At 68.5% G+C, this 14,316-nt stretch carries 12 protein-coding genes; 3 read left to right on the top strand and 9 right to left on the bottom strand.

Features of this window, described 5'->3' with window-relative positions:
- The first annotated feature begins 4 nt into the window (after positions 1-4).
- From ODE13_RS02560 to ODE13_RS02550, 3 genes are all read left to right on the top strand, one after another.
- On the top strand, positions 5-1,066 hold the full coding sequence (locus ODE13_RS02560; protein WP_322477856.1) for an ABC transporter permease: 1,062 nt from the start codon (positions 5-7) through the stop codon (positions 1,064-1,066).
- A gap of 8 nt (positions 1,067-1,074) precedes the next feature.
- On the top strand, positions 1,075-1,977 hold the full coding sequence (locus ODE13_RS02555; RefSeq protein WP_322477855.1) for an ATP-binding cassette domain-containing protein: 903 nt from the start codon (positions 1,075-1,077) through the stop codon (positions 1,975-1,977).
- 155 nt (positions 1,978-2,132) lie between these two features.
- Positions 2,133-2,459 (top strand): nuclear transport factor 2 family protein, encoded by a 327-nt coding sequence (locus ODE13_RS02550; RefSeq protein ID WP_322477854.1) that lies wholly within the window; start codon positions 2,133-2,135, stop codon positions 2,457-2,459.
- 42 nt (positions 2,460-2,501) lie between these two features.
- Here the strand turns inward: ODE13_RS02550 and ODE13_RS02545 are convergent, their stop codons facing one another.
- From ODE13_RS02545 to iolC, 9 genes are all read right to left on the bottom strand, one after another.
- Positions 2,502-3,500, bottom strand: coding sequence for a sugar phosphate isomerase/epimerase (locus ODE13_RS02545; protein WP_322477853.1), 999 nt, complete (start codon positions 3,498-3,500; stop codon positions 2,502-2,504).
- Positions 3,501-3,528: 28 nt separating this feature from the next.
- Entirely contained in the window at positions 3,529-4,734 is a 1,206-nt protein-coding gene (locus ODE13_RS02540; protein WP_322477852.1) for a Gfo/Idh/MocA family oxidoreductase, read from the bottom strand.
- A gap of 131 nt (positions 4,735-4,865) precedes the next feature.
- The gene (locus ODE13_RS02535) at positions 4,866-6,302 is read right to left on the bottom strand and encodes a sugar porter family MFS transporter (RefSeq protein ID WP_322477851.1); all 1,437 of its coding nucleotides are present in this window, start codon (positions 6,300-6,302) and stop codon (positions 4,866-4,868) included.
- A gap of 100 nt (positions 6,303-6,402) precedes the next feature.
- Positions 6,403-7,278 carry a sugar phosphate isomerase/epimerase family protein gene (locus ODE13_RS02530; protein ID WP_322477850.1) on the bottom strand — a complete coding sequence of 292 codons (876 nt, stop codon included), beginning with the start codon at positions 7,276-7,278 and terminating at the stop codon, positions 6,403-6,405.
- Positions 7,279-7,333: 55 nt separating this feature from the next.
- Entirely contained in the window at positions 7,334-8,383 is a 1,050-nt protein-coding gene (locus ODE13_RS02525; protein WP_322477849.1) for a Gfo/Idh/MocA family oxidoreductase, read from the bottom strand.
- Between the two features lie 340 nt (positions 8,384-8,723).
- Positions 8,724-10,265 carry a CoA-acylating methylmalonate-semialdehyde dehydrogenase gene (locus ODE13_RS02520; protein ID WP_322477848.1) on the bottom strand — a complete coding sequence of 514 codons (1,542 nt, stop codon included), beginning with the start codon at positions 10,263-10,265 and terminating at the stop codon, positions 8,724-8,726.
- On the bottom strand, positions 10,265-12,253 hold the full coding sequence (iolD, locus tag ODE13_RS02515; protein ID WP_322477847.1) for a 3D-(3,5/4)-trihydroxycyclohexane-1,2-dione acylhydrolase (decyclizing): 1,989 nt from the start codon (positions 12,251-12,253) through the stop codon (positions 10,265-10,267). The genes ODE13_RS02520 and iolD overlap by 1 nt, the downstream gene beginning before the upstream one ends.
- Positions 12,253-13,290 carry a deoxyribose-phosphate aldolase gene (locus ODE13_RS02510; protein WP_322477846.1) on the bottom strand — a complete coding sequence of 346 codons (1,038 nt, stop codon included), beginning with the start codon at positions 13,288-13,290 and terminating at the stop codon, positions 12,253-12,255. Before ODE13_RS02510 ends, iolD begins: the two co-directional genes overlap by 1 nt.
- A complete protein-coding gene (gene iolC, locus ODE13_RS02505; RefSeq protein WP_322477845.1) occupies positions 13,287-14,273 on the bottom strand; it encodes a 5-dehydro-2-deoxygluconokinase in 987 nt (328 codons plus the stop codon). Before iolC ends, ODE13_RS02510 begins: the two co-directional genes overlap by 4 nt.
- Positions 14,274-14,316: the final 43 nt, after the last annotated feature.

The following is a 14,316-nucleotide window of genomic DNA, read 5'->3' as shown; positions in this document are numbered from 1 at the left end:
GACCATGACCACCACATCCACCGCCCCCGCCGGGGTGGCACCCGACGACGGCGCCGACGAGCGGGTCAGCAAGCGGAGTCTGATAGGCACCCTGATGGCGCGCCCCGAGGTCGGGGCTGCGGTCGGCGCCATGGTGGTGTTCATCTTCTTCGCCGTCGTCGCGCCGCCCTTCACCACCCCCGGAGGCATCTCCACGGTGCTCTACGGGGCCTCCACCATCGGCATCATGGTCGTCGGCGTCTCGCTGCTGATGATCGGTGGAGAGTTCGACCTCTCCACCGGAGTGGCCGTGATCTCCTCAGCGCTGATGGCCTCCCTGTTCAGCTGGTACTTCGCCACGAACATCTGGGTCGGCGTGGCCCTGGCGCTGGTCGTCTCGCTGGCGATCGGAGCGATCAACGGGCTGATCTTCATCAAGACCAAGCTGCCCAGCTTCATCGTCACGCTGGCCATGTTCCTGATGCTCACCGGTCTCAACCTGGCGCTGACCCGCCTCATCGGCGGCTCGGTCTCCTCCCCTCCGATCTCGAACATGGACGGCTTCGCCTCCGCCCAGGCGATCTTCGCCTCCTCCGTGACGATCTTCGGGGTGAACTTCAGGATCACCATCTTCTACTGGATCTTGCTGGTGGCCGTGGCCTCCTTCATCCTGCTGCGCACCAAGATCGGCAACTGGATCTTCGCCGTCGGTGGGGATCAGAACGCCGCCCGCGCGGTCGGCGTGCCGGTCACCGCCACCAAGATCGGCCTGTTCATGGGTGTAGGGTTCTGCGCCTGGGTGCTGGGCATGCATCAGCTCTTCGCGTTCAGCACCGTCCAGTCCGGTGAGGGAATCGGCAACGAGTTCCTCTACATCATCGGCGCGGTCATCGGCGGCTGCCTGCTGACCGGCGGCTACGGCTCGGCCATCGGCGGAGCCCTGGGTGCGCTGATCTTCGGCATGGCCTCCCGAGGCATCATCTACGCCGAATGGAACCCGGACTGGTTCCGCTTCTTCCTGGGCGTGATGCTCCTGCTGGCCACGATCGTGAACCTGATGGTCCGCCGTCGGGTCGAGAAGAAGTAGGAGGGGCCATGAGTGAGACGACAGCTCAGCGAGACCCGGGTGACGGCGTCGACCATGGCGTCGGGGCGACCCCGCTGGTCCGGCTCGAGGCAGCCGGCAAGCGTTATGGCAACATCATCGCCCTGCGGGACGTCACCATGGACGTCCATGCCGGACAGGTCACCTGCGTGCTGGGTGACAACGGCGCCGGGAAGTCCACGCTGATCAAGATCATCGCCGGTCTTCACCAGCACACCGACGGCGTCATGCGGATCAACGGGGAGGAGACGGTCTTCGACTCTCCGCGCGACGCCCTGGAGGTCGGCATCGCCACCGTGTATCAGGATCTGGCGGTGGTGCCGCTGATGCCGGTCTGGAGGAACTTCTTCCTCGGCTCGGAGCTTACTGTCGGCTGGGGACCGTTCGCCCGGCTCGACGTCACCGCCATGAAACGCATCGCCAAGGAGGAGCTCTTCGAGATGGGCATCGACCTTCGCGACGTCGACCAGCCCATCGGTACGCTCTCCGGCGGTGAACGCCAGTGTGTGGCCATCGCCCGGGCGGTCTACTTCGGGGCGAAGGTCCTCATCCTGGATGAGCCGACCGCCGCGCTGGGGGTCAAGCAGTCCGGCGTCGTGCTGCGCTACATCATGCAGGCCAAGAACCGAGGTCTGGGGGTCGTGTTCATCACCCACAACCCGCACCACGCCTTCCCCGTGGGGGACCGGTTCATGGTCCTCAAGCGCGGCCGCTCCATCGGCAATCACGTCAAGGATGAGATCAGCATCGACGATCTCACCGCGCAGATGGCCGGCGGGGCCGAGCTGCAGGAGCTCAGTCACGAGCTGGCCCAGCTGGGCGGCCACACCGCCGAGATGAAACAGGTCGAGGCGGATCTCGAGCAGACGCTGCGCGGGCGTCCTGCGCAGTGACGAGCTGCGGGGACTCCCCGAGAACCGTGACCTCCCCTCCCCACGGGGGGGGGGGGAGCGGGCACGCTGATGAGGAGCTCTTCTCCGCACACGGGGTGGGGGAGTAGGGTCCTGATGACGAGGACCCCCGCGATCCGTCACAGGAGGAGACCACGATGCCCGATGTTCCAGAACCGGTGGGCAGCTTCATCGCCGCAGTGAACCGCCATGACGAGCTGAGCTTCCTCGCCGCCTTCGGCGAGGACGGCGTCGTCGATGACTTCGGGCGGATCTTCACCGGCCCCGATGAGATCAAGGCCTGGAGCGACGTCGAGTTCATCGGTGCGCGCGGCACCATGGACCTCGAGTCGATCGAGGAGGAGGGCGACACCGTCACGGTGATCGCCGACTGGCGCAGCAACCACGCCAACGGACGATCGGAGTTCACCTTCACCGTCGACGGCGAGAGGCTGCGGGTCATGCGCATCCGCGGCGCCCACTGAGCCCGGTCGACGGTGCCGCCGCCTCTCCCGCCGGGAGTCGGTTCAGCGCAGCCCGGCCTGCACTGCGGCGTTCAGGAGGACCTCGGCAGCCTCTTCTATGCCCTCCACCGGGTCGAGTGAGGTGTCCTCGTGTTCGAGCTGGCATGCCATGTTCGGGTCCACCTCGTTCAGCGCATGAAGGAATCGCGCCCAGTAGTCCACGTCGTGGCCCCGTCCCAGGGCGACGAAGTCCCAGGCGGAGTTGCGGGGCCATTCGTTCGCCCACTCCTCAGCTCCGAGCTGCTGCCGGGGCTCGTCCGCCCCGAGTCGTCGGAAACTGTTGTCCAGCACGCCGCACCAGGCGGCCTCCGGGTTGATGCGCACATCCTTCGCCGCCGCGTGGACGACGTGGGCGCCCAGGTGGTTCACCACGTGGATGGGGTCCATCTGTTGCCAGAACAGGTGGCTCGCGTCCAGCTCCACGCCGATGTTCTGCGCACCGGTGCGTTCGATCAGCTCCAGGAAGGACGGCGGGTTGAACACCATGTTCTGGGGGTGGAGCTCGATGGCGACCTTGACGCCGTGCTCACCGGCCAGCTGATCGATCTCCCGCCAGAACGGCACTGCCACCTCCCACTGGTGCTCGAGCACGTCCAGGGCACGTGAGGACCATGCGTTGACGACCCAACTCGGCTGGGCGGCACCGGGCTCGGCCCCCGGCAGACCGGACATCGTCACGACACGTGTCTGGCCCAGGGCGCCCGCCACTCGGATGCTCCGGCGCAGGTCCTCGGCGTGCTGCTCCCCGGTCCGTGGGTCCGGGTGCAGGGGATTGCCGTTGCAGTTGAGCCCCTGCAGGCTCACGCCAGTGCTGTCGAAAGACGTCAGCCAGTCCCTCGCGACAGCAGGATCGGCGTCGATCTCCTTGACCGGGATGTGGACGGCCGGGAGGAATCCTCCGGTGTTGATCTCGACGGCGTTCAGCCCAGCCTCGGCCACGACCTTCAAGGCATCAGCCAGCGGGCGGTCATGCAACGGTGCGGTATACAGTCCCAGGTGCATCAGCAGTTCCTTCTCTTCGGAGAGGAGCTCAGCGGGCTATGGTCCTCGGCGTGCCGCCGGAGGCTGCTGAGGCGGCGATCGCCTCGATGAGCTCCATGTTGTGCAGGCCATCCTCGAAGGTGGCGTTGCGTAGCCAGGAATCCTCCTCGGCCAGCTCGGCGACCTCCTCCAGGAACGCCCGGGCCTGGAAGACGAAGCCATCGTTCTGGCCGAAGCCGATGCCAGGGGCAGACATCGGGAAGCCCTCGCCCACATAGGGGTGGCCGGGGCCCAGCCTGATCGTCCGGAAGCCGTTGTCGACGTCCCGGTTGCCCCCGATGTCTCGGGTGTGGACCTGGATCTCCGCCGGATTCTCCTGATCCCACACTGCGGCGCCCTCGCGGCAGGAGATCTCCAGCCGCAGTGAGTTGGGGTGTCCGTGAGAGACCCGCGACGCTTCAAAGGTGCCGGCGGCGACGTCGAACTGCGCGGTGAAACCGGCCCAGTCGTCGTTGGTCACCGGTTCGGTCTCGGCGCTGACCTCGCTCCTGCCGTGACCCACCGTGCTGCCCAGCGGCAGGGGGCGCTCGGTGACCACGGTGCGGAACTGGGCACCTGCCACCGAACGCATCGGCCCGGCCAGGAACTCTGCGGCATAGAGCAGGTGGCTGCCGACGTCGGCCAGCGCGCCGGAGCCCGGAGCTCCTCGGTAGCGCCAGGTCATCGGCACCTGCGGATCACAGGCGTAGTCGGCCAGGTACCGGCCATGCAGGTGCACCACCTCGCCCAGTGCTCCTGAGGTCACCAGCTCGCGCAGCGCGGCCAGCCCGGGTGCCCGACGGAAGGTGAAGCCGATGCGCACCACCTGCCCGGCGGCCTCCGCCCGCCGGGCGGTCTCAGCCATCGCGCGGGCATCCTCCATGGAGTCGGACAGCGGCTTCTCGCAGAGGACGTGCTTTCCTGCGGCCACCAGGGCCTCCACGATCTCCCGGTGCAGCCGATTGGCCACCACCACAGAGACGACGTGGACGTCGTCGGCGTCCAGCAGCGCCCGCCAGTCGGTCTCGACCCGTTCGAAGCCGTACCTGCCGGCGACATCGCGGGCCAGCGGCTCGGCGATGTCGGCGATCGCGGTCAGCTTTACCGGCCGGGGGAAGGGGCTGCGCACCGTCGTCGCCGCCCGCCAGGCGGCCGCATGGGCCGCCCCAGCCATCCCGGCACCGATCACTGCGACGCCGATCTGCTGTCCTGCCATGTTCCGTTCTCCTTCTGGAGGTCCTGCTGAGACGAGTCGAGCTGGTGTGTTTCCGCCTGAATAACGGTGTTCCGACACGTCGTTCAGGCGGAAACACACCAGCTCAACGGGGATCGGGAAGCTCGGGATCCTCAGCGCATGCGCTTCGGGCTCGGGATCACCGGCATACCGGCGGTGTTGCGGAAGTTGGTCTCGATCTCCTCCAGGGACCTGCCCTTGGTCTCCGGCACCCGGAGGTAGGTGAACACCAGGGCGGCGAAGCAGATGACCGAGAATCCCGCGAAGAGCCAGCCGACACCGACGGCCTCGAGGACCGGCGGGAAGCCCAGGGCCACGACGCCGTTGGCGAACCACAGGGCCGTGGTGGCCAGACCCATCGCCGCCGCCCGCACACCCAGGGGGAAGATCTCACCGAGCATGACCCACACGATGGAGCCCCAGCTGGCCTGGAACATGAAGATGTAGATCGCCATGCACGCCAGCGTGATGATGCCGACGACTCCGAAGCCGTCCGGCTCGGGCAGCAGCAGGTTGGTCAGGGCCAGGATCGCCAGGCTCAGGCAGCTGCCGATGGCGCCGGCGATCAGCAGCGGCTTGCGGCCCCAGCGGTCCGCGTAGGTCAGCGCCAGCCAGATGGCCAGGACGTTCATGACGCCGATGATCAGGTTGGAGGCGATGGCGGCCTGGTCGGAGAAGCCCACATTCTGCAGGGTGGTGGGCGCGTAGTAGATGATCGTGTTGATGCCCATGATCTGCTGGAAGATCGCCAGGCCCAACCCGACGAAGAGGATCGGCTTGACCCAGGGCTGCAGCAGCGCCTTGAGGTTCTGCGCGCCGGCGGCCTCTTCCTCCTTCTGAATGAGGTGGATCTCCATGAGCTCCCGCTCCGCCTCGTCCGGGGTGCGGTCGTAGAGCAGGATCTTCAGGGCTTCGTCCTCGCGGCCCTTCTTGACGAGCCAGCGCGGGGTCTCCCAGATGAAGGCCAGGCCGACGGCGAAGAGGATGGAGGGGATCACCGAGAGGCCGAGCATCCAGCGCCAGGACTCCATCGGGGCGAAGCTCAGGCCGATGATGAAACCGATGAACTGCCCGGAGACGATCGCCAAGGCGTAGAACGCGGTGACCTTGCCGCGGATGCGGGCCGGGGAGATCTCGGAGAGGTAGACCGGCAGCGTCACGGCGGCCAGGCCGGAGCCCAGACCGACGATGAAGCGGAAGATGAACAGCACCGTGGCATCCGGGGCCAGGGCCATGCCGATGGGAGCGACGATGAATGTGACCGCGGTGGCCAGCAGGATCTTCCAGCGGCCGTACTTGTCGGAGAGCCGGCCGCCGACCGCCGCGCCGAAGACGGCGCCGATGATCAGTCCGGTCACGATCCAGCCCTCGGCCCAGCTGGTGAGCTCGAAGTCGGGACGCAGGTAGACCAGCGCTGCGGAGATGACGCCGGTGTCATAGCCCCAGTTGAGCCCGCCGAGGGCTCCGAAGAGGTAGATGAGCATCGCGCTCTTCTTCCGTCCCGCGCCGGGAGCCCCGTCCGGGGCCTGCGGAGTTCGATGAGATTCCATGATCCTGTAGATCCTGTCTGTTCCGGTTGATAGGTGCGCCTGATCGGGTCCGGACAAGGAGCCGAACGCCTGGAGCAGGCGGCGAGGGGAGGTCTCCGGGTCACCCCCGGGCGGCCTCCATGCGGTCGCGCATCTGGCGGCGCTGGTACGTCGAGACCTCGAGCGCGTCCTCGTTCTCGCCGAAGACGCCGCTGACCATGACGGTCTCCTCGCGCTGGTCGAAGCCGTTGCGGGCGAGCTCGGAGAAGAAGTGGTCCCAGTCGACGTCGCCCACGCCGATCTTGTTGTGCTGGTGGACGCGGGCCGGGGTGCCAGGCGGGTTGGTGATGTAGCGCAGCCCGTTGGAGCGGTGGTGGTCGAAGGTGTCGGCCACGTGGATCACCCGCAGCCGGTCGCCGACCTCGTCAAGCACGGTCGCCATCGGGTCCTCGTAGTGGAAGGTGTGCGGGGCGACGTAGGCGAAGCTGAGGTTCTTGGAGTTCGCGCCACGGATGACGCGCCAGCCGGCCAGACCCTGCTCCACGAAGTCGTCGGGATGCGGATCGATCGCGACGTTGATGCCCTCCGACTCGATGATCGGCAGCAGCTCCTCCAGGGAGCGGTAGAACGCCCGCTCGGACTCCTCGGCCCGCTCGGGTCGCCCGGAGAACTCGGTGTTCATCTGGTCCACACCCAGGTCCACGGTGATCTGGATCGCGCGCTTCCAGTAGCGCACCGCGGCCTCGCGGGCGTCCGGCTCGGGGGAGGACCAACGCAGCACCGGCAGCACCGAGGCGACGCCGACGCCGGCGTCGGAGCAGGCTTTGCGGAACCGGGCGACGAGGTCGTCGTCGGCCTTGGGATGGTTGTGGAAGGGGATGAAGTCGGCGTGCGGAGTCATCTGCAGCCATTCGAAGCCGAGCTCCGCAGCGAGCTTCGGAAATTCCAGCAGCGAGTGCGTCTGGTGGAACGGCGTCGGGTCCAGGGCATACTTCATGACGGTGTCCTTCGGAAATGTCGTGGCGGTGGCTCTCGGTGCGGGGCGGAGCGGGTCAGGTGAGCGCGGGCGAGCCGGTGTGGCTGCTGTAGAAGCTGGGCTTCGGCGCCAGTTCCACGTGCTCGATCGTGCCGTTGCGCTGGGCGGCGACTCCGGCGGCGCAGCAGGCGGCGGTGGCGTAGCCGTCCCAGGCGCTCGGCCCGTCGATCCCGCCGCGCAGGGTGGCGTCCACCCACTGCTGGACCTCGAGGTCGTAGGCGTCGCGGAAGCGAGTCACGAAGCCGGCGTCGACCTCGCGGCCGGAGCGTCCCGCGGTGGTCAGCTCGAACTCCGAGCCCTCGCCGATCTTCACCAGGCCGTTCTCGAAGGTGGCCTGGGTGTGGACCTGGTAGCCGATCTGGGCGTTGACGAAGATCTCCACGTCAGCCAGCAGCCCGGACCGCGTCTGTACGGTGACGTGCTGAGGATCGCGGACCGTCCCGGCGCGGGACGTGGTGCGTCCGATGCGTACGGAGACATTGGTGATCTCCTCTCCGGTGAAGTAGCGCACGGCGTCGAACTCGTGGACCACGGAGTCGTGGATGACCATCTCGTCGGTGAACTCCGCCGGTGCCTCCGGATTGCGGTGCTGGTGGTGCAGCATCAGCAGCTCGCCGAGCTCACCGGAGTCGATCGTCTCCTTGAGGCGCCGGTAGCCGGCGTCGAATCGGCGCATGAAGCCGACCTGGATCAGTTGACGGCCGGCGGCGACCTCTGCCTCGACCACGCGCAGCGCGGACTCGGGATCCGGAGTCAGGGGCTTCTCACAGAGCACCGGCAGCCCGGCGTCGATGATCTTCAGCAGCGCCTCCTCGTGGAGGAAGCCGGGGGTGGCCAGCACGACGGCGTCGGCGATCCCGGAGGCGAGGAGCTCGTCCACGCTGGAGAGGACCTCGGCGCCGCCCGCGTTCGCGGCGACAGTGCCGGCGCGCTCGACGTCGACGTCTACGACGGCGCTGACCCTGGTGCGCAGGGTGTGGTGGGCGAGACGGTCCACGTGGTCCGAGCCCATTCGCCCGGCGCCCACGACGGCGACGCGGAGTTCGTCCTGCTGCGGTGTCGACATTGCCTTCAGCTCTCCTCTGTCCTACGGGTGGTTCTGCGGGGTGCGGCCGGTGGTCTGTCGGGGTCGCGGATGGTGTGGGCGCTCACTGTGGGGAGCACGGAGGAAGCACCTGCACCGTGTGATGACACTCACTGTAGGACGCATCACAGCACTTTGTCCAGACATTCGGACGAAATGATTTTCGAGGGTCGTGAGCGCCGCTGTCCGCGCGCTCGGCCCTGATACACAGATCGTCCCTCCATTGCAGGTCGTCGCTGAATCCAGAGACGATCTGCCACGAAGGGACGATCTGCGGGGTGGGGCGCTGTGGGATGCCTCCACGGCGCCCGCGAGGGAGGTCTCAGCCGTTCGACGGGAAGTTCATCGAGGCGGTGGACTCGTCGTTCTGGTGCGGCCAGCGCTGGGTGATGACCTTGCCGCGGGTGTAGAAGCGCACGCCGTCGGGACCGTAGATGTGGTGGTCCCCGAACAGCGAGTCCTTCCAGCCGCCGAAGGAGTGCTGGGCGGCCGGCACCGGGATCGGCACGTTCACGCCGATCATGCCCACAGTGACCTGCCGCTGGAAGGTGCGGGCCGCATTGCCGGAGCCGGTGAAGATCGCGGTCCCGTTCCCATAGGGATTGGCGTTGATGACCTTGATCGCGTCCTCCAGAGTGTCCACACGGACCACCGCCAGCACCGGGCCGAAGATCTCCTGCTCATAGGCGGACATGGTCTCCTGCACCCGGTCCAGGACGGTCGGGCCCACGAAGAAGCCCTCCTCGTGTCCGGCGACCGTCAGGTCCCGGCCATCGACGACGACGGCGGCACCGTCGGCCTCCGCCTCGCCGACCAGTCGCACCACGCGGTCCTTGGACGCGGGGGTGATCAGCGGGCCCATGTCCGAGGAGCCCTCGGTGCCGTCGCCCACGGTGATGTTCCGGGCGCGCTCGCCGACCTTCTCCACGATGCCGTCGGCCGCCTCGCCCACGGCCACGGCCACCGAGATGGCCATGCAGCGCTCGCCGGCGGAGCCGAAGGCCGCCGCCGAAAGGTGGTCCGCGGCCAGATCCAGGTCGGCGTCAGGCATGACCACCGCGTGGTTCTTCGCCCCGCCCAGAGCCTGGACGCGCTTGCCGTGCCGGGTGCCGGTCTCGTGGACGTACTTCGCGATCGGGGTGGACCCCACGAAGGAGACCCCGTCGACCAGCTCATGGGTCAGCAGACCGTCGACGATCTCCTTGTCCCCGTGCAGCACCTGGAAGACACCGTCGGGCAGACCGGCCTCCTTCCACAGCTTCGCGAGCAGCACGGAGGCCGACGGGTCCCGCTCGGAGGGCTTGAGCACGAAGGCGTTGCCGGTGACGATCGCCACCGGGGCCATCCACAGCGGCACCATGACCGGGAAGTTGAAGGGGGTGATGCCGGCGACCACGCCTAGCGGCTGACGGAAGGAGTAGACGTCGATGCCGGTGGAGACCTGATCCGAGTAGTCTCCCTTCAGAGTCTGCGGGGCCGCACAGGCGAACTCCACGACCTCCAGGCCGCGAGCAACCTCCCCGGCGGCGTCGTCGAGCACCTTGCCGTGCTCAGCGGTGATCAGTGCGGCCAGCTCCTGAGTGTGGGAGTGCACCAGCTCACGGAATGAAAAGAGCACCGCCATGCGCTTGGACAGCGAGGTCTCGCCCCAGACGTCGGCCGCGCGGCGGGCCGCCTGCAGGGCCTTCTCCAGGTCGTCGGCGTCGCCCAGGTGCAGGCTGCCGGTCACCTGCCCGGTGGCAGGGTTGTACACGTCCTGACGGCGCTCGCCGTGGCCGCCGTCGGCCGCACCGTCGATCCAGTGGGTGATCTCGGTGACGGTGCCCTCGGACTGGGCGGGGGATGTGGTCTGCGTGGTGGTCATCAGTGGTTCCTCTCGTGGTCGTCGCGGCCGTCGCCGAGCAGCAGGCGCTGGCGGGACTTGTGGTCGCTGTAGGTCGTGAATGCTTCCTGGGTGGAGTCCAGCTCCGAGACGCCGGTCACCGGTACGTCCCACCAGGACTCGGAGTCCGGCGCGTCCAGGTACAGGTCGGAGTTGATGTGGATCAGCACGGGCCCGTCACCCTCCGGACGGGCCTTGGCCTCGGCGACGGCGGCGTGCAGCCGATCGACGGCATCGGCGCCGGGGCGCACCCGGATCACGTCCACACCGAGGGACTCGGCGTTGGTGGCGATGTCGATGGGCAGCTCGTGGGCGCCGTCGAACCGCTGCTCCTCCTCCAGGTAGCGGTACTTGGTGCCGAAGCGCTGGGAGCCCAGCGACTCGGAGAGCGAGCCGATGGAGGCATAGCCGTGGTTCTGCAGCAGCACCACGATCAGCTTGATCCGCTCCGCCACCGCGGTGACCAGCTCGGTGTGCATCATCAGATAGGAGCCGTCCCCCACCATCACGACGACGTCCCGGCCGTCCTGTGCGGACCTCCCCTCAGCCTCGACCTCAGCCAGGGCAGCGCGTTTGACTCCGAGGCCGCCGGCGATCTCATAGCCCATGCAGGAGAAGGCGTACTCGACGTGATAGCCGTGGGAGTCCTTGACGCGCCAGAGCTTGTGCAGGTCGCCGGGCAGCGAACCGGCCGCGCAGATCACCACGTCACGGTCGTCCATCGCCTCATTGACGGTCCCGATGATCTCGGTCTGCGCCGGCAGCGGCTCGTTCCGCAGGGTGAAGGACTCGTCCACCGCGGCGTCCCAGCGGGCCTTCTCGATGCGCACGGTCTCCGCGACCTGGTCGCTGGTGCGGTAGCCCACCGACTCCAGACGCTCGCGCAGCTTCGGCAGCGTGGTGCCGGCGTCGGCCACCACCTGGACGCCGGCGCCCATCTTGTAGGCGTCCAGCGAGGTGATGTTGACGTTGACGAACCGCACCCCGGGGTGCTGGAAGGCCGTCATCGAGGCGGTCGTGAAGTCCTCATACCGGGTGCCGATGCCGATGATGACGTCGGCGTCCTGGGCATAGGCGTTGGAGGCGGTGGATCCGGTGGATCCGATCGCACCCAGGCACAGCGGGTGGTCCCAGTCCAGGGTGCCCACACCGGCCTGGGTGTAGGAGACCGGGATGCCTGTGGCCTCGGCCAGCGCCCGGAGCTTCTCGGTGGCGAAGGCGTAGTGCACGCCGCCGCCGGCGATGATCAGGGGGCGCTGCCCGTTCCGGATGGCCTCCACGGCCTCGGACAGGTCCACCTCCTCGGGTTCGGGCCGACGGATCCGCCATTCGCGGGGCGCCAGGAACGCCTCGGGCACCACGATGCGCTCGGCCTGCACGTCCTGGGGCAGGGAGACGGTGACAGCACCGGTCTCGGCAGGGTCCATCAGCACACGCATACCGTTGAGCAGCGCCGAGAAGAGCTGCTCGGGCCGCTGCACGCGGTCGAAGTAGCGGCTGATCGGGCGGAACAGGTCCGCGCAGGTGATGTCGTAGGCGTGCGGCAGCTCCAGCTGCTGCAGCACCGGGTCCGGTGCGCGGGTGGCGAACTCGTCAGAGGGCAGCAGCAGCGCCGGCAGCCGGTTGGTGGTGGCCAGGGCCGCTCCGGTGGCCATGTTGGTCGACCCGGGGCCGATCGAGGCGGTCACCGCGTAGGTCTGCCGGCGCCGTGTGTGGCGTGCGTAGCCGACCGCCTGGTGGACCAGGGCCTGCTCGTTGCGGCCCTGATGGTAGGGCATCAGGCCCGGCTGCAGGATCTGTGCCTGCTTCAGCGCCTGGCCGACCCCGGCCACGTTGCCGTGTCCGAAGATCCCGTGCATCCCGGGGATCGTGCGGACCTCGGTGCGTTCGCCGTCGATGACGTCGACGGTCACCTGGTTGGCGAGGAACTCGACCGTGGCCTGGGCCACGGACATCTCACGGGTGGTCATCAGTCCTCCTTAATAGCGCCGGCCGGGGTGAGCCCCCGGGTCGGCGCAGAATCTGCGCTGCTCGGCGTGCTGTCCACCAGCAGCGAGGCGGCCTGGTCCACGGCGGCGGCGACGTCGCCGTCGTCGGGGTAGAGCAGGGTCCGGCCCACCGTGAGTCCCTGGACCCCGGGCAGCGCCAGGGCGCGGCGCCAGGTCTCCAGGACCTCATCGGTGCGGCCGGAGGGATCCCCGCCCAGCAGCACCGTGGGAAGCGTGGTGGCGGCCATGACCCGTTCCATGTCCTCCACCACCGGCAGCTTCATCCAGGTGCCGGCCGAGCTGGCGCCCAGGCCCTGGGAGATCGCCACCGACTGGACCACGGCGTCGGTGGAGAGGTCGTTGACGACCCGGCCGCTGTCGGTGCGGGAGATGAAGGGCTCCACCATGGCGATCAGCCCCTGGGCGTGCAGCTGGTCCACCGCCTGGGCGGTGGCTTCGAGCACCGAGGTGGTCGCCGGGTCGTCGAAGGCGATCCGGGTGAGCATCTTGCCACCGTCGGCGCCGATGGCCCGCAGGGCCGGCGCGGTGTGGCCGGTGAAGCGATCGTCGATCTCGTTGACCAGCCCGGGCAGGCCGGCGCGGTTCATCGAGCCGAAGATCAGCTTGTCGTCCAGGGCGCCGAGCAGCAGCAGGTCATCCAGCACATCGGGGGAGGCGAGCACGCCGTCGACCTTCGGGTGGGCCAACGCGATGCGCAGCCTGTCCAGCAGGCGGCGGCGGTCCGCGATGGCGTGCGGGTCGGACTTCACAGCCAGGGCTCCGCGGGCGGCGTGATCGGCGGCGATGATGAAGCTCTGCCGACCGTGCACCGGGCCCCGGTGGCGGGGTCGGGCGGCAGCGGCGGCGGCCACCGCCTCCGGGTGCTCCAGGCGGACCCGGGTGAGCGGCTCGTAGCGGCGCGGGTCCTCCTGGCCGGCGGTCACAGGCTCCGGGGGAGAGATCTCTGCGCGCAGGTGGTGGACAGGGGTCAGGGCCTCGGCGGTGTCGGGGCGGCTCATGCCGAGACCTCCTGCGGGACGGTGCGGCCGCGATCAGCCAGCATGGTGTTGACCTTCTCGGGGGTGGGCATCGCCTCCGAACAGGCGATCTCCGCGGCGACCAAGGCGCCGGCGGCGTTGGCGTAGTCCAGCACCTGCTCCAGCGGCCAGCCGGAGAGCAGGCCGTGGACCAGCGCACCGCCGAAGGAGTCGCCGGCGCCCAGGCCGTTGACGGTCTCCACCGGCAGCGGCTTGGATACCACCCGCTCCTCAGTGGTGGCCGCCATGACGCCCTCGGCGCCGCGTTTGACCACCGCGAGCTTCACCCCGGCTTCGAGCAGCCGGTCCGCCTGCTCGTCAGGAGTGCCAGCGCCGACGGCGACCGCGCACTCCTCGGAGTTGCCCACCGCCACGGTGACCTGAGGCAGGATGCGGGAGACCTGCTCACGGGCCTGCTCCACCGAGTCCCAGAACATCGGCCGGTAGTCCAGGTCCAGGATGGTGTGCTGGTCGGTGTCCAGGGACTCTTGCGGGCGCGCCAGGTGTGCGGCGACCTGCGCCTCCCGGGAACGTTCACGGGAGAGCCCGGTGACGGTGGACCAGAAGATCTTCGCCGCGGCGATCGCGTCGGTGTCGAGCTCCCCGGCTGCGATCTCCCAGTCCGGGGCGCTGGGGGAGCGGCCGTAGAAATAGAGCGGGAAGTCCTCCGGGGGCTGGATCGCGCAGAACGTCACCGGGGTCTGCAGCGCGGGCACCGGGGCGACCCACTGGTCGTCGACGCCGTAGCGGCGCAGCTCCTGGTGGAGGAACTCGCCGAAGGGGTCGTCACCGGTGCGGGTGATCACCGCGGTGCGCCGGCCATGGCGCGCCGCGGCGACGGCGACATTGGCCGGGGAGCCGCCCAGGTACTTGCCGAAGCTGGTGACATCGGCCAGGCCGACGCCGATGTCGTGGGGGTAGATGTCGACGCTGATGCGCCCCATCGTGATGAGCTCGTGGGTCATCGGTGCTCCTTGAGATCTGCGAGGAGTCCTCTGTGGTTCCTCA

The sequence above is a fragment of the Nesterenkonia sp. HG001 genome (genome assembly GCF_034438835.1).
In the GTDB taxonomy this organism is placed as follows: Bacteria; Actinomycetota; Actinomycetes; order Actinomycetales; family Micrococcaceae; genus Nesterenkonia; species Nesterenkonia xinjiangensis.
The sequence above is the reverse complement of the archived record's forward strand: the minus strand, read 5'-3'. Positions and strand labels throughout refer to the sequence as shown.

Bases quoted from the DNA above. Each gene is read 5' to 3' on its own strand.
- iolC (WP_322477845.1), bottom strand. From the start codon at position 14,273: ATGACCCACGAGCTCATCACGATGGGGCGCATCAGCGTCGACATCTAC.
- ODE13_RS02560 (WP_322477856.1), top strand. From the start codon at position 5: ATGACCACCACATCCACCGCCCCCGCCGGGGTGGCACCCGACGACGGC.
- ODE13_RS02535 (WP_322477851.1), bottom strand. From the start codon at position 6,302: ATGGAATCTCATCGAACTCCGCAGGCCCCGGACGGGGCTCCCGGCGCG.
- ODE13_RS02530 (WP_322477850.1), bottom strand. From the start codon at position 7,278: ATGAAGTATGCCCTGGACCCGACGCCGTTCCACCAGACGCACTCGCTG.
- ODE13_RS02555 (WP_322477855.1), top strand. From the start codon at position 1,075: ATGAGTGAGACGACAGCTCAGCGAGACCCGGGTGACGGCGTCGACCAT.
- iolD (WP_322477847.1), bottom strand. From the start codon at position 12,253: ATGACCACCCGTGAGATGTCCGTGGCCCAGGCCACGGTCGAGTTCCTC.
- ODE13_RS02545 (WP_322477853.1), bottom strand. From the start codon at position 3,500: ATGCACCTGGGACTGTATACCGCACCGTTGCATGACCGCCCGCTGGCT.
- ODE13_RS02550 (WP_322477854.1), top strand. From the start codon at position 2,133: ATGCCCGATGTTCCAGAACCGGTGGGCAGCTTCATCGCCGCAGTGAAC.
- ODE13_RS02520 (WP_322477848.1), bottom strand. From the start codon at position 10,265: ATGACCACCACGCAGACCACATCCCCCGCCCAGTCCGAGGGCACCGTC.
- ODE13_RS02540 (WP_322477852.1), bottom strand. From the start codon at position 4,734: ATGGCAGGACAGCAGATCGGCGTCGCAGTGATCGGTGCCGGGATGGCT.
- ODE13_RS02525 (WP_322477849.1), bottom strand. From the start codon at position 8,383: ATGTCGACACCGCAGCAGGACGAACTCCGCGTCGCCGTCGTGGGCGCC.
- ODE13_RS02510 (WP_322477846.1), bottom strand. From the start codon at position 13,290: ATGAGCCGCCCCGACACCGCCGAGGCCCTGACCCCTGTCCACCACCTG.